Annotated in this window: 14 protein-coding genes and 1 tRNA gene; 12 read left to right on the top strand and 3 right to left on the bottom strand. The window is 49.9% G+C overall.

The genetic code is table 11. The features are described from left to right. The first annotated feature begins 9 nt into the window (after window positions 1-9). From FN124_RS27900 to FN124_RS27885, 4 genes are read left to right on the top strand one after another with little or no spacing between them, the layout of a single operon-like run. Window positions 10-2,736: a DUF1553 domain-containing protein gene (locus tag FN124_RS27900; protein WP_142688061.1), complete on the top strand. Its 2,727-nt coding sequence runs from the start codon at window positions 10-12 to the stop codon at window positions 2,734-2,736. Window positions 2,737-2,742: 6 nt separating this feature from the next. Continuing rightward, entirely contained in the window at window positions 2,743-4,230 is a 1,488-nt protein-coding gene (locus FN124_RS27895) for a DUF1501 domain-containing protein (RefSeq protein ID WP_142688060.1), read from the top strand. A 6-nt stretch (window positions 4,231-4,236) separates the two neighbouring features. Further along, the gene (locus tag FN124_RS27890; RefSeq protein WP_142688059.1) at window positions 4,237-5,169 is read left to right on the top strand and encodes a sugar phosphate isomerase/epimerase family protein; all 933 of its coding nucleotides are present in this window, start codon (window positions 4,237-4,239) and stop codon (window positions 5,167-5,169) included. Next, window positions 5,166-6,605 carry a c-type cytochrome domain-containing protein gene (locus tag FN124_RS27885; protein ID WP_142688058.1) on the top strand — a complete coding sequence of 480 codons (1,440 nt, stop codon included), beginning with the start codon at window positions 5,166-5,168 and terminating at the stop codon, window positions 6,603-6,605. Before FN124_RS27890 ends, FN124_RS27885 begins: the two co-directional genes overlap by 4 nt. 130 nt (window positions 6,606-6,735) lie before the next feature. Here the strand turns inward: FN124_RS27885 and FN124_RS27880 are convergent, their stop codons facing one another. Next, window positions 6,736-7,746 carry a helix-turn-helix transcriptional regulator gene (locus FN124_RS27880; protein WP_142688057.1) on the bottom strand — a complete coding sequence of 337 codons (1,011 nt, stop codon included), beginning with the start codon at window positions 7,744-7,746 and terminating at the stop codon, window positions 6,736-6,738. Between the two features lie 243 nt (window positions 7,747-7,989). Here FN124_RS27880 and FN124_RS31030 point away from each other — a divergent pair. The 3 genes from FN124_RS31030 (at window position 7,990) to FN124_RS27870 (ending at window position 11,890) form a co-directional block, all read left to right on the top strand. After that, a tRNA-OTHER gene (locus FN124_RS31030) sits at window positions 7,990-8,109 on the top strand. A 78-nt stretch (window positions 8,110-8,187) separates the two neighbouring features. Next, entirely contained in the window at window positions 8,188-10,419 is a 2,232-nt protein-coding gene (locus FN124_RS27875; RefSeq protein ID WP_142688056.1) for a hypothetical protein, read from the top strand. Window positions 10,420-10,735: 316 nt separating this feature from the next. Then, window positions 10,736-11,890 (top strand): BamA/TamA family outer membrane protein, encoded by a 1,155-nt coding sequence (locus FN124_RS27870; RefSeq protein WP_142688055.1) that lies wholly within the window; start codon window positions 10,736-10,738, stop codon window positions 11,888-11,890. A gap of 308 nt (window positions 11,891-12,198) precedes the next feature. Here the strand turns inward: FN124_RS27870 and xseB are convergent, their stop codons facing one another. Together xseB and xseA are read right to left on the bottom strand one after the other, a co-directional pair. Continuing rightward, on the bottom strand, window positions 12,199-12,411 hold the full coding sequence (gene xseB / locus FN124_RS27865; protein WP_142688054.1) for an exodeoxyribonuclease VII small subunit: 213 nt from the start codon (window positions 12,409-12,411) through the stop codon (window positions 12,199-12,201). After that, window positions 12,389-13,828 carry an exodeoxyribonuclease VII large subunit gene (gene xseA / locus FN124_RS27860; protein WP_142688053.1) on the bottom strand — a complete coding sequence of 480 codons (1,440 nt, stop codon included), beginning with the start codon at window positions 13,826-13,828 and terminating at the stop codon, window positions 12,389-12,391. Before xseA ends, xseB begins: the two co-directional genes overlap by 23 nt. Before the next feature lie 94 nt (window positions 13,829-13,922). On the opposite strand from xseA, the gene FN124_RS27855 reads away from it, so the two are divergent. The 5 genes from FN124_RS27855 to FN124_RS31270 all read left to right on the top strand — a co-directional run bounded on the left by FN124_RS27855 (window position 13,923) and on the right by FN124_RS31270 (window position 22,486). Beyond that, complete coding sequence (locus FN124_RS27855) at window positions 13,923-14,510, top strand: RNA polymerase sigma factor (protein WP_185937415.1); 588 nt, start codon at window positions 13,923-13,925, stop codon at window positions 14,508-14,510. A gap of 102 nt (window positions 14,511-14,612) precedes the next feature. Further along, window positions 14,613-15,779 carry a FecR family protein gene (locus tag FN124_RS27850; protein ID WP_142688051.1) on the top strand — a complete coding sequence of 389 codons (1,167 nt, stop codon included), beginning with the start codon at window positions 14,613-14,615 and terminating at the stop codon, window positions 15,777-15,779. A gap of 276 nt (window positions 15,780-16,055) precedes the next feature. After that, window positions 16,056-19,607: a SusC/RagA family TonB-linked outer membrane protein gene (locus FN124_RS27845; protein ID WP_185937414.1), complete on the top strand. Its 3,552-nt coding sequence runs from the start codon at window positions 16,056-16,058 to the stop codon at window positions 19,605-19,607. Window positions 19,608-19,617: 10 nt separating this feature from the next. Further along, a complete protein-coding gene (locus tag FN124_RS27840) occupies window positions 19,618-20,967 on the top strand; it encodes a RagB/SusD family nutrient uptake outer membrane protein (RefSeq protein WP_142688049.1) in 1,350 nt (449 codons plus the stop codon). A gap of 10 nt (window positions 20,968-20,977) precedes the next feature. After that, window positions 20,978-22,486 (top strand): TlpA family protein disulfide reductase, encoded by a 1,509-nt coding sequence (locus tag FN124_RS31270; RefSeq protein WP_221887932.1) that lies wholly within the window; start codon window positions 20,978-20,980, stop codon window positions 22,484-22,486. The last annotated feature ends 405 nt before the right edge of the window (window positions 22,487-22,891 follow it).

Here is a 22,891-nt window from a genome sequence, read left to right as displayed (position 1 = left end):
GAAAAAACAATGGACCATTTTTCCACGTTGAGGATTACAGTGAGCCTCACCCTGGCAGCAGGAGCAGGTTTGCTCTTTGCCGCCTGCAGTTCTGACAGGAAAGTAGACTTCAGCACCGAGGTAAAACCAGTGCTAAACAAGCATTGTATCAGCTGCCATGGTGGGGTGAAGCAAAGCGGCGGATTCAGTGTACTGTTCAGGGAAGAAGCCCTGGGCGTAACCAAGTCCGGCAAGCCCGCCATTATTCCCGGTCACCCGGAAAAAAGCGAATTCATACGCCGCCTTACCTGCAAAGATCCTAAAGAACGGATGCCGCAGAAAGGCGAGCCGCTTACCCACGCAGAAATAGATATACTCACCCGCTGGGTGAAACAGGGCGCAGAATGGGGAGAGCACTGGGCGTATGTATCTCCCAAAAATATCCCGGTACCTGATATCGATGTTCCCAACGGGAATGAAATAGACCACTTCATTCAGGCAAAATTAAAAGAAGAAGGACTGAAACCTTCCCCGGAAGCAGATAAAATGACCCTGCTACGCCGCGTAAGCCTGGACCTTACCGGCCTGCCACCCACTCCTGAAATGGCCAGGCAGTTTGCCGCCAGCAACGATCCCAAAGCATATGAAAAAATAGTGGACAGCCTCCTGCAATCGCCCCACTACGGCGAACGCTGGGCCGCCATGTGGCTGGACCTGGCCCGCTATTCCGATACCAAAGGATACGAAAGGGACGACAGCCGGCGGATATGGCGCTACCGGGATTGGGTGATCGACGCATTTAATAACGATATGCCGTACGATACCTTTACCATTGAACAACTCGCAGGAGATCTGCTGCCTGATCCTACCCGCGACCAGCTTATTGCCACGGCGTTTAACCGCAATACCATGACCAACGACGAAGGCGGTACACAGGACGAAGAGTTCCGCACCGCTGCCGTAATGGACCGCGTAAGCACCACTATGGATGTGTTCCAGGGCGTTACCATCGCCTGTGTGCAATGCCACAGCCATCCTTACGATCCCTTCCGCTTTGAGGATTATTATAAGCTGATGGCCTTCCTTAATAATACCCGCGATGAAGATACCCATATGGAACATCCCAAACTTCGTTTGTACGACAGCGTTAGTACTGCCGAAGTGAGGCAGGTAAGCGATTGGGTAGCGCAAAACGGTAACACCCAACAGGCAAAAGAGGTACAGGAATTCCTGAAAGTACTGGAACCAAAAGTACATGCGCACGTGGCGGATAATTATATCAACGGCGCCCTGCTGGATACAAAATATATGGGCATCAGGAATAACGGCAGCTGCCGCCTCCCCCAACAGAACATGGAAGGTAAAACACAGCTGCTCATGAACTACTGGACCGGCAGTAAAGGCGGTTCCGTAGAGTTCCGGCTCGATAGCCTGAACGGCCGCACTATCATCAAACATAACCTGGCGCCCACCAACGGCCGCCTCGCCATCAGCATGCCGTTGCCACCCGTTACCGGCACACATGATGTATATCTTATTTTCCGCAACCCTTCTCTCAGCCCTGCAGATGCAGTATGCAGCGTGGAGTGGTTTGCGTACCTGGGCGATATTCCCGGTAAAGGAAAACCCGGCTATGATAAGATCAACAACACCTGGTTATCTCTCATCAATCAAAATCCTGATGATGTACCGGTAATGATTGAAAACCCGCCGGTAATGGCCCGCACCACCAACATTTTTGAACGGGGCAACTGGATGGTAAAAGGCAAAGCAGTAACACCGGATGTACCGCATTCACTGAACCCCTTCCCGGCGAAAGCGCCGCGCAACCGCCTCGGTTTGGCCATGTGGCTCACCGATACCAAAAACCCGCTCACTGCCCGCGTAATGGTGAACCGTTTATGGGAACAGGTGTTTGGCACCGGTATCGTGGAAACTCTGGAAGATTTCGGTACACAGGGCTTCACACCATCGCATCCTGAACTGCTCGATTATCTCGCTTACCAGTTTATGCATAAATACAGGTGGCATGTAAAACCACTACTACGCGAAATTGTATTGTCCGCCGCCTATAAACAAACTTCTTCCAGCACCCCCAAACTGCAGGAAAAAGATCCCGCTAACCGCCTGCTGGCCAGGGGCCCGCATTTCAGGCTTACAGCAGAAGAAGTAAGAGACCAGGCCCTCACCGTGAGCGGCCTGCTGAACCGCCAGCTGCACGGCCCCAGTATTATGCCCTACCAGCCCGATAATATCTGGCAAACCGTGTGGAGCGGCGCTACCTGGAAAACCGCCGACGACGGCAACCAGTACCGCCGTGCGGTATATGTTTACCAGAAACGTACCAGCCCATATCCATCTATGCTTTCGTTCGACGGCAGCAGCCGCGAGGTATGCCTGCAGCGGCGTATCCGCACCAACACGCCACTCCAGGCACTGGTTACGCTCAACGATCCGGTATACGTGGAAACGGCCGCCTCGCTGGCAAAGCATATGCTGAAAAACGGCGGCAACGATGCAGCGGCGTGTATCCGTTGGGGTTATCAGACGGCGATGTATAAACCACTGCCCGATAATAAGCTGAAAGTGCTACAAAAACTGTATACACAGGCGCTGGCAGAATATAAACAAAAACCTGCCGAAGCGGATAAACTGTTGCAGCATAAAGAAAACACACCACAAAAAGCGGAACTGGCGGCACTCACCGTGGTAGCCAACGCTATTATGAACCTGGATGAATTCCTGACTAAATCCTAATGCGGTATGACTAAGCATGCACGACTGATAAAGGAAGCAAATGATCAAACGCTGCGGTATTTCACCCGCCGCCACTTTCTGATGGATTGTGTGAAAGGCCTTGGAGCTGCCGCGTTCAGCTCTTTTCTCGCCAGCTGCGGCAGCAGCGGCAAAACCCTGGTAGACCTGGCCGGAAACCCCATGGCGCCACGGGTGCCACAGTTTCCCGCAAGAGCTAAAAGCGTGATCTACCTGCACATGGCAGGCGCCCCTTCACAGCTGGAACTGTTCGACTATAAACCGGCCCTACAGAAATTACATAACCAGCTATGCCCTCCATCCCTGCTGGAAGGGAAAAAGTTTGCCTTCATCCGCGGCGTTCCAAAAATGCTGGGCCCACAGGCTGTTTTCGCACAACATGGCGAATCCCGCGCATGGATATCCGATCACCTGCCGCACTTCGCTACTATGGCAGATGATGTGAGCTTCCTGAAAGCAGTACAAACAGACCAGTTCAACCACGGCCCCGCACAGCTGCTCATGCAAACCGGCAGCGCAAGGCTGGGACGCCCCAGCATCGGCTCCTGGGTTACCTACGGCCTCGGCTCTGAAAATGATAACCTGCCAGGCTTCGTAGTGCTTACCTCCGGCGGGAAAACACCCGATGCAGGTAAAAGCGTATGGGGCAGCGGCTTCCTCCCCTCCGTATACCAGGGTGTACAATGCCGGACCAAAGGAGAGCCGGTGCTTTATCTCACCGATCCTGATGGTATGAGCCGCGATCTCCGCAAAGAATCTATCAACGCCATCAACGAGATCAACAAACAGGAATACGCCACCTTCGGCGACCCGGAAACATTATCACGTATCTCCCAGTACGAACTGGCTTACAAAATGCAGATCTCTGTGCCGGAGGTGATGAATATCAGCAACGAACCTGATTATATCCACGAAATGTACGGCACGCAGCCAGGTAGGGAATCCTTTGCCAATAACTGCCTGCTGGCACGCAAACTGGTGGAAAAAGGCGTACGCTTTGTACAGCTGTACGACTGGGGATGGGATAGCCACGGCACCGACGAAAACCTGGCGATCGACTACGGCTTCAGGAACAAATGCCGGGAAATTGACCGCCCTGTTACCGCTTTGCTGAAAGACCTGAAACAACGCGGTCTGCTCGATGAAACCCTGGTGATCTGGGGCGGCGAATTTGGCAGAACCCCTATGCAGGAAAACAGGGATGGGAAAGACATGCCTTTCCTGGGCCGCGACCACCACGTGGAAGCCTTCACCATGTGGATGGCAGGCGCCGGTATCAAAAAAGGATTTTCCTACGGTGAAACCGACGAAATAGGCTATGCCGCCGTAAAAGGTAAAGTAGCCATCAATGATATTCATGCCACCATATTGCAACAGATGGGCTTTGACCACGAAAAGCTCACCTACCAGTTCCAGGGCCGCCCGTTCCGGCTCACAGATACCGGCGGAAAAGTAATTACACCCATACTAAGCTAAACCTACATGAACAGTAACAGGAGAAACTTTATCAAACGATCAGCCATACTTGGTTCCGCATTATGTATCCCTGCACTGCCGGCATTTGCCGCCGCTACGCCTGTAACCGCAAAAGAAGGATACCGCCTTATTGTACTGGCCACCAACTGGGGTTATACCGGCAGCATCAACGATTTCTGCGCACAGGCAAAAAAAGCCGGGTACGACGGCATCGAAATATGGTGGCCCAATGAAACCGCCGCGCAACAGGAACTGTTTGCCGCGCTGGAACAACACGGGCTTGAAGTGGGATATTTGTGCGCGGGCTACGACAGCGACTATACGAAACATGCGCAGCAGTTTGAAACCATGCTGAAAGCAGCTACCGGTCATAATAAGATCAAACCGTTGTATATTAACTGCCATTCCGGGAGAGACTATTTCTCTTTTGAGCAGAACAGCGCTTTAATAGATATGACTTACCGGGTCTCCAAACAGTCGGGCATACCGGTGTACCACGAAACACACCGTTCACGCATGCTGTTTGCCGCGCATATTGCCGGTAAGTTCATCGACGCAAAACCAGACCTGCGCCTTACCCTTGATATTTCGCACTGGTGCAATGTACATGAATCGCTGCTGCAGGACCAGCAGGCCACGGTTGCCAAAGCCCTGGGCCGGGCCGGGCATATACACGCCCGCATCGGGCACCCGGAAGGACCGCAGGTGAATGATCCCCGCGCGCCCGAATGGGCCAATGCCGTGAAAGCGCACTTTGGTTGGTGGGATCAGGTAGTACAGCGCCATCAGGCTGCCGGAAAACCACTCACTTTCCTCACTGAATTTGGCCCGGCCGATTACCTGCCTACGCTGCCGTACACCCGGCAACCGGTAGCCGACCAATGGGATATCAACGTATTTATGATGAACCAGCTAAAACAACGTTACAGTAAACCATGAGATTATTGATCAGTAGCGGCAGCTGGAGTATGTTTATCGGACGTTCGCATCCTTTACTGGTACACCTGCCTATCGGCATTTTAATTATTGCATTTATACTCACCCTGCTGGCACGCAGGGAAAAATGGCGGCATGTACAAAGCGCCCTGCCCGCAGTATTGCTGGCGGCAGCACTGTCTGCCATACTCAGCTGTATCACCGGCTACCTCCTTTCACTGGATGGAAGCTATGAAGAAAAGCTGCTGCAAACGCATAAATATCTCGGTATAGGCGTGGCCGTTATCAGCACCGGCCTGTACCTGCTGGAAAAATACAAACACCGCTTTCCCCGCCTGCAACTGCCCGCCGCCCTGCTCATGATATTGCTCCTAAGCGCTGCAGGGCATTATGGTGGTAGTCTTACCCACGGCGATGACTACCTCACCCAGGCCATGCCTGCGCCTTTACAGCGGATGACAGGCATGAATAAAGCAATAGCTAACGCAGCAGCCTATACGAATATTGGTGATGCCCGCTTGTATGAAGACCTGGTGCAGCCTGTACTGGCCAACCGCTGCTATGGCTGCCATAACGAACAAAAACTGAAAGGCGGCCTCCGGCTGGAGTCCATTGCCCTTATCCGTAAGGGCGGGGAGCATGGCCCTGTGCTGAAGGATAGTTTGCCGGAGGAAAGTGAGTTATTCAAGCGGTTATTATTACCTGAAGAAGACGAGCACCGTATGCCCCCAAAAGGCAAGCCTTCCGTGACGCCGCAGGAACTGGAACTGCTGCACTGGTGGATTGCCGAAGGCGCCCCTGCCGGCAAAACCGTGAAAGAGCTGGGAAAAACGCCGCGTATCCTTGCCGTGCTGGAAGGGATGCAACCGGCTACCCCGCTGGACAAACAGGAATTTGTACCTGAGGAAAGTACCAGCGCTCCCAGCGCCCAGAAAATGGCGGCCCTGGAAGCAAAAGGCGTAAAGGTAATGCCGGTAGGCACAGGAAGTAATTACCTCACCGTAGATGCCATTAATGCCGCAGGTTTCAGCGACCACGATATGGAGTTGCTAACGGCCCTGAAGGAACAACTGATCTGGGTGGATCTTTCCGGCACCGCTATCACCGACAACGCTTTTGCCGCACTTGGCCAGCTGAAGAAGCTCACACGGCTGGATCTGAGGAATACTGCCATTAAAGGCAATGGCATAAAAGAACTTGGCAACTGCAGGGAGCTCCGCTATCTTAATCTCGCCGGAACGGCGGTAAATTCCGAAGGACTATTAGCCTTACGGCAAAATAAGAAGTTGCAGCAGTTATATGTGTACCAGGCGGGTGTTACACCTGCCGCATTCGGGCAGCTGCAGCGGGCGTTACCAAAGCTGAAGCTGGATACGGGCGGTTACCGTTTACAACAACTGGCATCCGATACTATTATTTATCATAAGGTAAGCGGGTAATGATGCCGGCGTTTACGGCTGTTATTTATCCGGAAGCAGCAGGTTATGATGCCGGCCCTGGAGATCATCAGTAATATGCATCTGCCGGTATCAGCTGCCATTAAACAGCAACTGCGTGCAGGCATTACCGTTACTCATACTCCTGCGCCGCATTCGCCAGCCGCAAGGCAATTTTCTTAGCCAGGGATCTGGGGGACAGCACTTTCATATGTTCCCCGAATCCCAGGATCTCCCGCTCCAGCTCAAAATTCAGGACTACATCAATGCTCACGATAGTCCCTTTCTCATCTTCCTTTAATATTTCCTGCGAATGATGCAGCGGCTTTGTAAGCACATAAGGCGCATGCTTAGGATCAATTTGCAGTACTACTTTATGTACCGGGTCTTTCTCCGTTTTGGTAACGCCTATCAGGTTATTGTAATACTCATCAAAGGGCATACCTTCCCAGGCAACGAATTTTTCTTTGGGCAGTTCCTGGATGCTGATGATACGGTCCAGCGCCAGAGTTAGCAGCTGATGATGGTGTTTGTTCCGCGTGATCAGGAACCAGCGGTTGCGGTATTCCTTCAGAAGATAGGGATAACAGATGAATTCCCGGGCCTTGCTGGCCTTAAAGGATTTATAGGCAATCAGCAGGGCCCTCTTATGCAGCGTCGCCTGGTAAAGCGGGTTAATATGCGATAACCCCAGCAGGCGGTGATTATTCTCCAGCTGTATACAGTTCTGGTGCGCACCGGTCGATTTATACAGGTTATTCTCCAGCCGCGCTATCATATCGCTCATATCATCAAAGTAACTGAATCCGTTGAACTGTTTCAGCACCGCTACTATTTCCTTCATCTTATCTACGTCGGCATTATTAATGGGAGCGTTTGTAATGCTATAGGCAGGATCGCTGTAGGTATAATACTTACGGTCCTTTACTATAATAGGCGCATTATAACCCAGCTTATCACTGCGCATTAACTGGATATCCGCCTGGATGGTGCGCCTGCTCACACCACTGCTGATACCTTCAAAATCATACAACACGTCTGCTACTTTCTCAATGAGATCTTCCAGCGTCCACTTACGGTAGCGGTTACGCAGGCATTCATCGATGGCTTTGTACCGGATCAGGGCCAGCTTATTAATGGACATACTAACTATTTATACAAAGAAACGAAATTACTACGCAATATACCTGCGTAGCATTTTTTATTTTCCGGGAAATGAAAATATAAGTAGATGATAAACAGTATATTAAAAATATTTTCAGAAAAATAACCCAGTACGCAGGTGCATTGCGCAGATGTATATGCATCTTTGTTTCATCGGAAGCGGTCAAATAAATGTTACTTCATTCGATTAAAAAGAACATTTGTAATTAACGCAGAAGATGGGAAAGCAGTAGTTCAATGGTTGAACACCGGATCCTGTAGTTTTGAAATTACCGCCAGGGTCAATTAAAACTTACTTCCTGATTCCAACCCGGAGTTGCTGGTTCGAATCCGGCCTGCTTTACGAAATCGAGGTCAATTGTTGCTTACTTCTTTTTGGTAAAACAGCAACAAAATTATCTGATTATTAAATACGACTACAATGGACGCTTTATTAAGAACAGGATTAAGACAACAGGCTATTTACATTCCTGATACAGTTGTGAATACAGACATGCTGCACATCACGCTGGCGACGGGAATGCTGGTGACCAATCTTGCTAAACTGGGATTCGGCGTTACGGAAGATCTTCTGCACGCGCTGAACCATACCTCGCCTGCCTACCAGGCTACTATCCTGGAAACATTCCAGGAAGTGATGGGTGTGAAAGCCAACTGGACCCCGCTGATAAAAAACTGGCAGGTGCCTACCAACGAATCGTTCATGGATCACTTTATCACCTACTTCACCAATAAATTCAAAGGCCCCGGCACAACGCTCCGGTGCGGGCATATCATTCCTGCGAATACTTTTCCGCTGGAAAGATATAACGGCTGCCCTTACTGCGGTACACCGTTTGAATTTGGGGAGCTGGAGAACATGGGTCAGGGAAGCAAGATCCGTGTACTGGAACGCTGGAACGATAAGCTGGCAGCGAAATACATGGAAGATCTGCTGACTTCCAAAACAGCCCTGGATGCTACCCAGGTAGAAAGCCTGAAAGCATTACTGTATATTTTTCCGCTGCCTGCTGTAAAAGTGGGTATGAAAGAAACGCTGATCACAATTATAGATGTGCTGATCGAAAAAGAGGAAACAGAAAAAGCGGGGACAATGTTTACTACGCCTACGGATATACTCCGCTACCTGTGGTACAAACATACCGGCTTCCTGCAACTGGTTAAACCTGGCACCATCATCAAACGGAAAGAAAAAAACAACCGGCAGATGCACCCTGATAGCTATCCTACGTTACAGTCGGTATCCGCAGCAGCCATGCTGAAACTGAAATACAACCGCCGGCAGGGATTGATGGTCGCCCGGTGGCTGAACAGCCTTGACATGGATATAACAGCCATGTGTGAAATCATGCATCCGCAACGTAACATGTGGGTACGCTTTATCCGCGCCCTTCGCCTTCCTGAATTCAGCAAACGCGAAGGCTTCGGAAAACTCCGGGCACTGCTTGACCGGTTCTACCGCCAGGATTATACGGTATGGCAGGGGCAGGTGAATCATTACCGTTTACGTTATGATGCCACCAATACACTGCAGCTGCTGCAACTGCGCCCAGGCCTGTTTGCCCGCTCGCTGTTTGCCAATATGCTGTGGTTTGGCCCTGAAGTCGTGGTTGCGGCCTTTGATAACATCACCCATAAAGTACCTGCCCGGCTGTTGCTGACCCTGCAGATGTACGCAACGTATTACTTCGATAAATCAGCTACCCGTACAGTAAAACCACTGGGCGGCGTAAGTAAAAGCATCCCGGCCAACCGCCAGCTGCACATCTACGAAGATGATCAGGTACAGGAAATGCAACAGGCTGTAACAAACCTCTGCATCTCCGCCATGAAGAAACGCTTTGCAGCGGTGCCTGCCACTGCCAAAAGCATCTACATCGCGCCGGAGCTGTACAAAATACCACTGTCTATCGGCGACCGCAGCGAACAGCTGCAGGACCTGCCGGGCGCATTAATGGGTACCCGGTTTAAAGTGGAAGGCGATAAGATCATCCTGTTCATGCAATGGGGTAAAGGCTTACCTGCCCAGCACCTGGATATGGACCTCAGCTGCCGTATCGCTTATGAGAACAACCGTACAGATCACTGCTCTTTTGCCAACCTGAAAACAACCGGGTGTATACATAGCGGGGATATCCGTTCCATACCGGACCAGATAGGTACTGCGGAATATATTGAAATAGACATTCCTGCACTGGCCCAGGCCGGCGCACAGTATGTCACATTCACCTGCAATGCCTACAGCCAGGGCGCCATCGCCCTGAACCTGGTACTGGGATGGATGAACAGTAAACACAAAATGACAGTATCCAATAAAAGCGGCGTAGCCTACGATCCTTCATGCGTGGATCATCTGGTACGCATCACCGGCGGGTTAGCCAAAGGGCTCGTGTTTGGCGTACTGGATGTGGCAGCCCGGGAAATCATCTGGCTGGAAATGGCCTTCGATGGCCAGATTATCCAGAGCCTTAGCACCAGCAACGTACAGGCTATCCTGAAAAAACTGGACAGCAAACTGACCATTGGCCAGCTGCTGGCAGCCAAGGCCGAAGCCCAGCAACTGCAGCCTGCCACCGAAGCAACCGCCGACGAAGTGTACAACATGCAATGGGCGCTGAACACCGCTGCCGTAACACAATTGCTCATCGATTAAAACAATTATAAAACACAACTACTCATCTGTTAACATTAAATATTCATAAAAATCAACACATTATCGCCGCCGCGATGCAGTGACTCATCGATTTAATATGATAAGATCAACACATAATCCATCATAATCATCATAATCATTATATAATCATTATAATCCTGAGTCAGACAACATCCGCGTATCGCCTTCGGCGATCCCGGTAAAACAACAGCAGCCGGCCCGCCGTGCTGCTGTTGTTATTGTGATTTAACACACTTTTTGCATCCGCCCTCATCAATTTTCTGAAAATGGTGTTATATTCATTCCATTGTCATACATGGATAGAAAGATTTTACTACTACTGCTACTGGTTGCACCTGCTGTAGGGTATGCCCAGCAAACAGATAAGGCAGACTCAACAGTCACTGTTTCAGCGCCCAAAGGATTTTTTGATAACATTAAGTATTATCTGAAGCATACCAACGTAGAAAAGAAAAAGAAAAACCTGGACCTCAGCTTTATCGGAGGCCCGGTTTATACCCCCGAAACCAGCTTCGGGCTGGCCGTCATGATGGCCGCACAATACAAAACAGATAGGAAAGATTCCCTGCTGCCTATCTCCAATGCCGCGATATACGCCTCCGGCGCCCTCACCGGGTTTTATGGCATCGGGATCAGCAATACCACCATATTTCCGCACGACCGGTTCCGGCTGGCACTCAAAGCCTCTTTCAGCTCCAGGCCCAACAAATACTGGGGCATAGGCTATGAAGCCGGCAGCCATAAAGATGATTACACCGAATATGTACAGCTCACAGAAAAACTCCAGGCCGATTTCAGCGTGAACCTGAATGGCAACCTGTTCATGGGTATCTGTACACAAATCCAGAACGTACAAACAAAAAAGCTCGATACAGCCGGCGGCAAGCCGCTCATGACACCGGGAAAAGTGCTCGGCATCGGGGCCGGCCCGTTTATTGTGTATGATACGCGCGACTTTATTCCGAACGCCTACAAAGGCATGTACGTACGACTGGGGTACCGCTTTTTCCCCTCCTTCATGGGTAATAAAGCTGTATTTTCGCAACTGGACCTGCAGTTCGACTGGTACAAGCAACTCTGGAAAGGCGCCGTACTGGCTACAGACCTCTACGCAGAAGAACGCAGCGGCAATGTTCCATGGAGCCTGCTGGGAGAAGCTGGCGGCTCTAACCGCCTGAGAGGTTACTACGAGGGCCGCTTCCGCGACAAGAACTACCTGGCGGCCCAGGTAGAGCTACGGCAGCGGATCTACAACCGCAGCGGCGTGGTGGCCTGGATAGGCGGAGGCAACGTATTCCCCCGCTTTAATGAACTTGAATTCCGGCAGTCGCTCATCAGCTATGGTATCGGTTATCGCTGGGAGTTCAAAAAACGTATCAATATCCGGCTGGATTATGGCAGGGGCAAGGATCAATCGGGTTTTTACTTTGGTATTAACGAGGTTTTTTAAGGAGATGCCCAGGTGATGATCCGCGACTTTTAAATCAACGCCGGACCCTTTACAGCAAGTCGTTTCCTGATCAAGTCCACCTCCCCTCCACGTACAGAACACCTGCTAAACATGTGCAAAGCAACTGCCAGGCATTTCCCCGGCAATTGCTCCTCCTGTCACCTTTACTGCTGGCTTAAACTAAATGCACCACGTGGCTATTTTTGTGTAAGCTTCCTTTCTTTTAACGCGGCAGCGCTTTCTCCGGGCATGGTGTTGAAATATGCGTATCTCCCTGAGGCCCCGCGAAACGGCTTCCAGGCAAGCGTTTACTTCTCTCCTTTATTCCCCTCCATCTGCTTAATAATATTATTCACCTCCGTTTCGGTGGCGCGTAACTTCTGCTGGCAAAACTCAATAAGCACAGCAGCACGCTTTACCTTCTCCGCCAGCAGGTCTACGGAAACAGCTTCATTCTCTATTTCTGCTGCAATCAGCTGCAGTTCATTATAGGCAGTTTCATATGTCAGTTCCTGGCTCATGTATAGTGTTTTTTTCAGTAATAGTTGCTTCCAGTGAGGCATCCTGCAATACCACCCTGATATGGCTCCCGGGTTCGAGGGTAGACGCATCGGGAAGAATTTGCCCGTCCCGGTATACGATGGCGAAACCCCGTTTCAGGATACTGGCGGGGCTCATTAGTTTAAACAGCGAATCGTAATGCGCAACCTGTCCCCTTTTGCTTTGAATATACAAACGGCTGAAAGAACGGAAGCGGCCAATCATATTTTCCAGGTCATTCAGGCGGTTGGAAACAGTGATCCTGGGTTTCGACAACACGGCATTGGACACATTCAGCAATTCCCGGTGCCGGTTCAGCAGTATGGACTTCGAGGTGTGCAGCACCACGTTGTTGCACACATGCAGGGTCTCTTTATGATGAGCCAGCAGCGTCCTCGACTGATTAATAATAGTGCTGTTCAGGTATGACAATGCCTGGAAATGCGCGGAGAACAGCTGCTGCGAACGGATCACAATATGCTGCTGCATACCGGTCACCAACTCTTCAAATGAACGGTTATGCGCAATGATCAGTTCCGCCGCTTTAGTGGGTGTTTTGGTAGCGGTATGCGCCATCATATCAGTGATGGTCTCATTTTTCTGATGCCCTATTCCCGTGATCACCGGGATGGGAAACTTTGCCACCGCCCTGCCCAGGATAAAGGTATCAAAGATCAGGAAGTCGGTTTGCGCACCTCCCCCGCGGATAATCACCACTGCATCATAAGGCACCTGTCGCTGGTAAATATCTATCAGCCGTTGCTGCACCAGCTCCGCCTTGGTTTCCCCCTGCACCACAGTGAAATAATTATCGATCTTAAACGTATACCCGAAATGGTTATGCTCCAGCGTATGCCGGAAATCCTGGTAACCGGCGGAATTCCCGGAGGTGATCACCGCCAGCCGCTGGATCACTCCGGGCAGCGGCAGCTGGTTGTTGCGGGTAATGTAACGATCGCCCGCCTTCCGTATAAAATCCGCACACTCGGTGGTAAGCCGAAGCAACGTTTGTTGTTTCTGCTGTTCCAGCAGTCCCACCGTAAAACTGGTATCTATATCCAGCAGCGTGATCTGCAATCCGTGTACCTGGTGATATCCTACAGCCACTTTCACCAGCACGTGAATATCATTCTTAAACTGCTGCCCGGTAACAAATTCAAATTCCTTTATCCGGATAGCGCCGTTCCCCCATGCAACCGCCGATACTTTAGCCACAATGCCACCTGCATCCGTCTCTTTTTCCACCAGGTCAAAATAATGGTATCCCTTCTGCTGGTAGTACGAATGATTGGTAACATCTGCCACTACCCAATAGGTTTGTTCTGCAAACACCTGTTGAAGCGCCTGCTGGATTTTCCCTGTAAGAACAGATAATTTTATGAAAGATGAATCGGTCATGGCAGTGAGTAAAGATAAGTAAAACGTTTATTATGCTTTTTTGCTACTTTTAGCCGGTAATCAACCATTCATTGTAGATAGTAGCATTTTCAGGATGTCCAATAATTCAGACAACGAACGGGAACTGCTCCGGCTGGTAGCTGCCGGGGATGAGTATGCGTACCGGGTTTTATTTGACCGGTATTCGGACAGAATGTATATGAATGCACTGCATTTTACCAAATCAGCAGAACTGGCGCAGGACCTCACACAGGAGATCTTTATCCGTATTTGGATGAACCGGGCGAAACTCGCTGCCGTGGACCGTTTTGATGCCTGGCTGTTTACGGTGGCCAGAAATGTGATCCGCAATGAGTTAAAGAAAAAAGTATTACCGGTAGAAAACGCGGAATCGCTGGATGCTTATTTCAGGGACAATAATTTAACCCCGCAGGAAAGAGTAGAATATAAAGAGCTGGAAACGGCCGTTCACCAGGCCATTGAAAATTTACCCCCGCAAATGCAAACGGTGTTCCTTTTAAGCCGGCGGGAAGGACTAACGCATGAAGAGATTGCCCGGCGCATGAATATCTCTGTTGTTTCTTCCAAAACCTATATGGTCCGCTGTCTGCTGGCGATCCGCAGGCACCTCGGCAAAAATGCCGGCAAACTGGGCATCCTGATCTTTTTCCTCTACCGGTAAAAATATTTTCTTCCAGACGTCTTACCTCTGTTTATTTGATTGTCTTTACCTGGAATGGCCCTCAGGCGGCAGGTACTATTATCATTTTAACAACGCATTATTATGTTGCCATCTGAATTTCAATATCTGGTAGAAAAATTCCTGGACGATAGTATTACCCCGGAAGAGTTACAGCGTTTCCGGCAATGGGTGTTGGAAGACAGGGCCGTAGCCATACAGGAAGCCGCGATAGAAGCTGTACTGCAAAAAAATAATTATCCCGGCGAAATGCCGGAAGATAAACAGGTGATGTTCTCATATATACTGGAAGAAGCCAATCGGCGCACTGCCACGCATTCCGGTACGAAAACAGTGAACATGCGGAGATGGTGGGCGGCGGCAGCTGTTTTATTACTGCTGGGCACCGGCTTTTATTTCCTTACCCGTACTGAGTCGCCGGTAGCAGTAGTTGCACAACAATCCAATAACATCATCCAGCCGGGCAGGGAAGGCGCTGTGCTTACCCTTGCGGATGGTTCACAGGTGGTGCTCGACAGCCTGAAAAACGGGGTCATCACCCAACAGGGAAATACGGATGTAAGGCTCCGGAACGGGCAGCTGTTATACAACAGCCGCAATAATGCTGCTTCTGCGTCCCTTACCTATAATACGGTAGCTACGCCCCGGGGCCGCCAGTTCCGCGTGATACTGCCGGATGGTACTACCGTTTGGCTCAATGCCGCCTCCTCGCTCCGGTACCCGGTTACTTTTCCGGAAAGAGAAAGAAATGTGACAGTTACGGGAGAAGCCTACTTTGAAGTAGCTGCTGATGCGCACAAACCATTTACCGTGAAAACAGACAACGGTACTGCTATCAGGGTATTGGGTACCAGCTTTAACGTAAACGCCTATACGGACGAATCGGCATTGCGGGCCACCCTTTTACAGGGAAAGATCCTGGTAAAAACCACTACCGGCAACCAGGTATTGCTGCCGGGAGAACAGGCAGTAGTAGGCCAGTCCATTACTGTAAATAAACAGGCGAATACCAGCCAGGCCATTGCCTGGAAGAACGGCATATTTAATTTCCAGCAAGCCCCGCTTGAAGTGGTAATGCGGCAAATTTCCCGCTGGTATGACGTAGAAGTAGTATACGAAAAGAATATTCCGGCTATTACTTTCGGCGGTGAAATGGGACGGGATCTTGAGTTGAAGGACGTACTGGAATTCCTGCAGGAATCAGGTGTACATTTTAAATTATCAGGAAGAAAACTGACTGTTATGCCATAATTATTAATCAACCAGATCATCGGCCACAAAAAAACCGGAAGCGGTTCGAAGCACTTCCGGTCAGAGGTTGGCTTAACTGAGAAAACAAGTCACGCAAGACTGCTTATTCATCAACTAAACCATTGCAAAGCTATGCAATTAAATGCTCTTTGTAACCGGTCGGGGAAACGTATGCAAAGCCCGCATGCCCCCGGGGTTCCAGCTGTGTACAGCTGCCGGTTATCAGCCAAAATCAAAGGATCGCACTACCGGACAACGATCCCAATACTAAAAATCATGAAACTAACCATGCTTCTTCTTATAGCTGCATTCCTGCATGTAACAGCGGGCAGCTATGCGCAACAGATCACCTTTTCGGGGAAAAATGTACCGCTTGAAAAAGCGTTTTCCGTGATCAGGGAACAAACCGGGTACCTGGTGGTATACAATGCCGACCTGCTGAAAAATGCCAGGACAGTTACGGTAAACGCGCGCAACATGCAGCTGGAAGCATTCCTGGAGCTTACGTTCAGGGAGCAACCGCTAAAATATGTGATCCGTAACAATACGATCCTTGTAACAGAAAAACCCCGGCCGCAGCAATCTCCGAGCACCTCGCCGGCCAGTTTCGCGGCTGCACAGCTGGCTCATTTAAAGGGAACCGTGGTCAATGAAAAAGGGGAACCTCTGCCCGGCGTCACCATCCTGCTGAAAGGCAGTGCCCGCGGCACTGTTACAGACGACGGCGGCTTATTCCTGCTCAGCGGCGAGGTGGAAGAAGGCGCCGTGCTGGTGGTAAAGATGATCGGCTATATCCCGCAGGAAATTACGGTGAATGGGCGCAGCGATATCCGTATTGCGCTCCGGGCGGATGTGCGGAACCTGGAAAATGTGACAGTTTCCACCGGGTACAAAAAGATCCCCAAATACCAGCTTACCGGCGCCGCTTCAGTGGTAACGCAAAAGGAATACGATCAACGTGTAGCCGTCACCGGTAACTTCCTGGAAAGCCTGGAAGGAAAGGTACCTGGTTTGGTGTACAACAGCCAGTCCGGGGAATTGTCTATCCGCGGTGTTTCCACCTTTGATGCGGTAAAAAAGCCGCTGATAGTGGTAGATGGCTTTCCCACGGAGATAGACCTCAACACTATCAATCCCATCGATATCGTTTCCATTTCCGTACTGCGGGATGCCGCTGCTGCTGCCATTTACGGCGTACGCGCCTCCAACGGGGTGATAGTGGTGGAAACCAAACGTGGAAAATCCGGTAAAGCAAGATTCAGTTTGCGCGCCACCACTGCATTGCAGCAATCGCCCGATTTTGGTTACCTGAAATTTGCGGGTGCAAAGGAATTTGTAACCCTGCAGGAAGCACAGTTCAGGCGCAGCAACCCCGATGAAAGCTCCTATACCGCTTATGGCCGGCCCATGAGCCCTGCCACCGCCATCCTTTTCGATGAGCAGCAAAAACGCATTTCTGCGGCCGTAGCCCGGCAAATGCTGGATTCGCTGGGCAGTTACGATAATACAGCAGGATATAAAGATCTCTATTTCCGCACCCGCCAGGCTACCAATCTTAACCTGGATGTAAGCGGGGGAAACGACAAAAGCACTTACCTGCTGGGCGTGAATTATATTGCCGAACAACCAGTGAATATTGGCGCGAAGAACAACCAGCTGATCCTGAATTTTGCCAATACCTACCAGCTTTCCAACCGGCTGAAAATGGATTTCCGCGGTGTATATTCGCACGCCGAATCTGAAAAAGGCTTCACTGCTCCCATCAATGATTTTTATCCCTATGAAAAGCTGGCCGATACCAACGGTACTCCCCTGGCGGTTGCGCAGGGAACCAACAGGGACTATCTTAACTTTGGCGTTAGCCGTGAGCGTAACAACCGCCTCATTGCACAGGGCCTGTATGATCAGCTCTATTATCCCTACCGTGAGCTCACAGCCAATACCACCAGCATCAATACCAATGTGTTCAGGGTACAGGCCCGGCTGGAAGGAAAGCTCACCGATTGGATGTCGGCAGAAGTGGGCGGTAATTATGAACGGCAGCAAGGGCTGCAGGACAACCTGCTCAATGAACAATCCTACATGGTACGCAAACTGCTGAACCTTAAAGCCGCCAAAGATCCCAACGGGAGACCTTTGTTCATTGATATCCCGCAGGGTAATATTCTCCGGAGAACAGACCAGAAAGCCGTGAACTACACCCTGCGCGCACAGCTGAACTTTGATAAACGCTCTGCCAACAGCCGGCATGAAATGTCGGGCATCCTTGGCGCCGAACAGCGGAAAACCACCAGCGACAGCTATCTTAACAGTTACTTCGGGTACGACGGTCAATCCCTGATCAGCAAACCCGCTAACCTGCAACGCGCGAGCCTTTGGGTAAACCCTGCATTCCCGGACGTATCCCAGTTTGGTGGTGCTCTTTCGCTGAGGGATTATCTCAATGAAACCAGTTCCGACCGGCGCTTTCTTTCCTGGTATGCACAGGGCACCTATATCTACAACAGTAAATATATTGTTACCGGTAGTTACCGTATCGACCAGTCCAACCTGTTTGGCGTGGACCCTAAATATAAGTACCGCCCTTTATGGTCCGCTGGCGCTGCATGGCGCCTCCATATGGAAGATTTCCTGAAAGACAAAACCTGGATCAGTGAGCTGAAGCTCAATGCTACCACAGGTTTCAATGGTAACGTACCGCTGAGTAACAACGGCCCTTTCCTCATCCTGGCTTCGCAGCTGAACAATGTATTTGAGGTATCCCAGCCATCTTTTTATGTGATGACGCCAGAGAACCAATCATTACGCTGGGAAACAACCCGCACCTACAACTTTCGCCTGGACTACGGATTCTTTAACAACCGGCTGTTTGGCTCTGTGGACTATTACTACAAAAGAACGGGTGATGTGTTCGGGCAATTTGACGCTGACCCTACCAGTGGCTTTAACCAGTACAACGCCAATACGGCTACTATCCGGAACAGCGGCGTGGACCTGTTGATTTCATCCGTAAATGTACAAAACCGCAGGTTCGAATGGCGCACCGGTCTCACCGCATCGCTGAACCATAATAAAGTACTGGCGGTAAAAGCCAGCGAGTATGATAATTCAGAATATATTACCAGCAGTCGTATCAACCGGCAGGGCTATCCCATGGATGCATTATTCAGCTATAATTACGGCGGACTAACGGATATGGGTAAACCCTTTGTATATGACGCCAAAGGTGGCCGGCATATCCTTGATTTTTATGGCAATGCGGTGGTGGATGTAGCATTTGAGGACCTGATCTACAGCGGTACCACTACGCCCAAATATGTATTGGGTCTGAATAACCAGTTCACTGTAGGCGCATTTGATGTTTCATTCCTCTTCATGTATTACGGTGGGCATGTGATGCGGGTGGAACAACCGAATCCTGTGAACATCACTACTTACAGTACTCCCCTGTTAGAAGGCTCCTCCAATTACTGGAAAAAAGCCGGCGATGAGCTATATACCAATATTCCCGGGCTAACACCTGGCAGAGCGCAGGATCCATACTATTTCTCTTCGTATGCCCGTTACGGTTACCAATATGCAGCACAGTTCATCCGCAAAGCCGATTATATCCGGCTACGCGACCTGATCGTCACCTATAACCCGAAGTTTGAATTTCTGAAACGGATGGGGCTCAATCAGACGCAGGTCCGTTTACAGGGACAAAACCTGTTCTACTATACTTTCAGCGGAAATGATATTGACCCGGAGGCAATAGACCGTACCAGCGGCGTGCGACAATTACCACAACGGCCGCTTTACAGCATTTCCCTTTTTACTAACTTCTAATCATTCATCTATGAGATCAATCAATATTGTCTTTATCCTTTTACTTACAACCGCCGGTTTCTCCGGCTGTGATAAGTTCCTGGAAGTAAAGCCAAAAGGGATCGTGATCCCGGAGAAGCTGAGCGATTACCAGCTGATGCTGAATTCCAGGCAACTGACCCTTACATTTCCGCCTGCCTTGTTATATTGCACAGACGATTACTACGAGGAATTTGATGACCTGAGCACTGTGCCCGCAGCTAATGCTTACTACTGGCGGCCAGGGATCGACCAGAACGAAAAAGAAAGCCCCGCTGCATGGGGCGATCTGTATAACAGTATTTACAATGCCAACGTGATCATCAATAATGTGATGGCCACCACAGATGGCACACCGGCCGCCCGTGCCTCCACACTCGCAGAAGCCCTGGTGATCCGTGCAGACTGCTATTTTATGTTGCTGACGCTTTTTGCAAAAGCATATAATCCCGCAACTGCCGCCAACGATCCCGGTTTGCCGCTGGTGCAAAGCACCAATGTAACCGATAAAGCGCCGCCACGGTCTTCCGTACAAACAACACTGGATACCATCGTTACCAATGTAACAGATGCCATTGCTGCATTGCCGCTCACCAACCTCAACAAATACCGGCCTACAAAATATGCTGCGTATAGTTTGCTGTCAAGGGTGTATCTCTATATGCAGGATTATGCCAACACGAAAAAGTATACCGACCTGGCGCTAACCGCGCCGCACAGCATGATCAACTTCAATGACTATGAAGATGCGTATGCCTTTCCTCCAACTGATATGAATCCACAGGTGCTCTGGCAACGCGCTTCGTCAGATTATACGATCCCCTCTATGATGGGCATGCAGCGTGGATTGAGTACTTTATACCAACCTGGCGATCTCCGGTTGCTCTTTCTTGCCTATTCGTTTGATACCGCTCCGGATGATTACTATTATTCCGCTGAAAACGGCTACTCCAATTTCGGTACTACCTTCCAGGAAATGTACCTGACAAAAGCTGAGGTACTGGCACGTGATAATCAAACCGAAGCCGCCATGAACGTAGTAAATGAACTGCGGAAATACCGGTTCAAAACAGATGCTTATACGCCCCTGTCGGCCACTGATAAGGAAGACGCGTTAAAGAAAGTGCTGGAAGAGCGCAGACGGGAACTGGCCTTCCGCGGGCTGCGCTGGATGGATATGAAGCGCCTGGACCGCGAAGGGCGTATGCCTTTGGTAGAGCGCAGGGTGAACAGCACCGGCGCCTTAAAAGGCACGCTGGAACCAGGCAGCAAAAAGTATGTTTTCCAGATCCCTGCCCGCGTACAACAATTTAACCCGGATATGCAATTAAATGACCGTTAATCACTATTACATGAAAAGCATTATTCTCGCACTGATACCCTGCACACTGCTGTTCACAACAGCCGATGCACAAAAACAAAATACTACCCTTTCCGGCAAATTGAACAGCAGCGATATTACTACGCCGCTGCACCTGAAAAATATGACCGGAGCCGACCTGCTGATCCCCGTAAATGGGGACGGTACCTTTAGCAGCAAAGTGACCTTACCTGCAAAAGGATTCTATTCCCTGACCGGCGTAGGGCAGCTGTACCTGGAACCGGGCTACCAGCTCCAGATTGCGCTGGGACCAGATAGCACTTACCGCTTCAGCGGCAAAGGCAGCATTGAAAACAATGCCGTTTCAGACGCACGGAAAGCACTGTCCAGATATGTACAGACTTCCCCGGAGCGGTTGCTTGCCCAGGAAGCCTTGTATACCCCCGTACCAGTATTTATCAGCAAAATGGACGCTTTTGTGAAAGATGGACAACATTTGTTTGACCAGTCGCCCAGCGCTTTTTTCCGGGAGATGGCCGGTAAGGACCTTGCCTACTATGCCAAATATGTGCTGTCCGACTACAGCCTGTATTACGGAACAGACCTGGAAAAACAGGAAGCCTTCTATAAAATGATGGAAACCGGCGACCGCACAGATACCGCTTTCCAGCGCCGCTTATCTGAGGCACGCAGCGCCATGTGGGTAAAAAGGGCCGACAGCACAGAGCGCAGGCTGCTGGATAATATCACCATGAACAACTGGGATAAGAACGATTCCGCATTGTTCCAGCAATCTGCCTGGTACAGGGAAGTGCTGGACCACTACCTTTCCGTTATCCAGTACACAAAGTACAGGCATTTGTTTGAAGCATCTGTGAAAGACAATAACATACGGACCCTGATGGACCTGTATATTTCCAGGGGTGAAATCACGAATTCCTTTATGCTGGAATACTACACGTATACCGGCACACAGAATGCGCTGAAAATGCTGAAGGATAAACGGGTGCGCGATAGTTTGTATAAAGATTACGTTGCCGGCGCAAAACATCCCGCACACCTGAAAGAGATCCAGGACATTTACAGGAATGCCAATACCTATGGCGATAATTCCCCTGCCCCTGATTTTTCTTATGAAGATGTGAACGGTAAAAAAGTTTCCCTGAAAGATTTACGCGGGAAATATGTTTATATAGATGTATGGGCCACCTGGTGCGGCCCCTGTAAAATGGAGATCCCCCATTTATCGAAGATAGAAGCGCTTTACGAACATAAAAAGATCCGGTTTGTGAGCCTGTCGGTAGACAAAACCGCTGATAAACAAAAGTGGAAAGATTTTGTTCAGAAAGGAAACCTGAAAGGTATACAGTTGCTTGCGGATAAGGATTTCCGGTCCGACTTCATCCAAAAATTCAACATCAATTCCATTCCACGGTTTATACTGATTGCGCCGGATGGCAAAATTGTAAGTGCCGATGCGCTGCGGCCTTCCAATCCTGAATTGAAAGCATTGCTGGATAAATTACTAACGGAAGGATAAATAAAAGAGGATGTCATTTATTTACCGGCCTCCCCCTGCCTGCCTTCCAGGTGCCGGATCATGCCGTTCATCTGCTCCAGCTGCGTTTTCTAGATTTCGATAATGTCTTCCTGTTGCCGGATGATGAGGTGATTTAGCTTTTCATGCAGCATGAGGTTCTCTAGTTCTAACTTCAGGTAGTAGGAAATAAGTAGATATTTGGAGGAGAAGACATCTCTGAACTTCAGGGTACTTTTCTGATTTCTGATAGCTTTCTGACCCCTTATACGTTCTAAAGTTCAAAAGTTATTGCATGCGGCATTGGCCGCATACAATAACTTTTCTGATTTTAATGAACCACAAGATCAAAATAAGCGAAGCACTGGCAAGTTGCCAGCACCTCGCATTTATTTTTGATTCAATACT

The sequence above is a fragment of the Chitinophaga polysaccharea genome (genome assembly GCF_902150045.1).
Taxonomy (GTDB): domain Bacteria; phylum Bacteroidota; class Bacteroidia; order Chitinophagales; family Chitinophagaceae; genus Chitinophaga; species Chitinophaga polysaccharea_A.
This window is presented reverse-complemented; position numbering and strand designations above follow the sequence as displayed.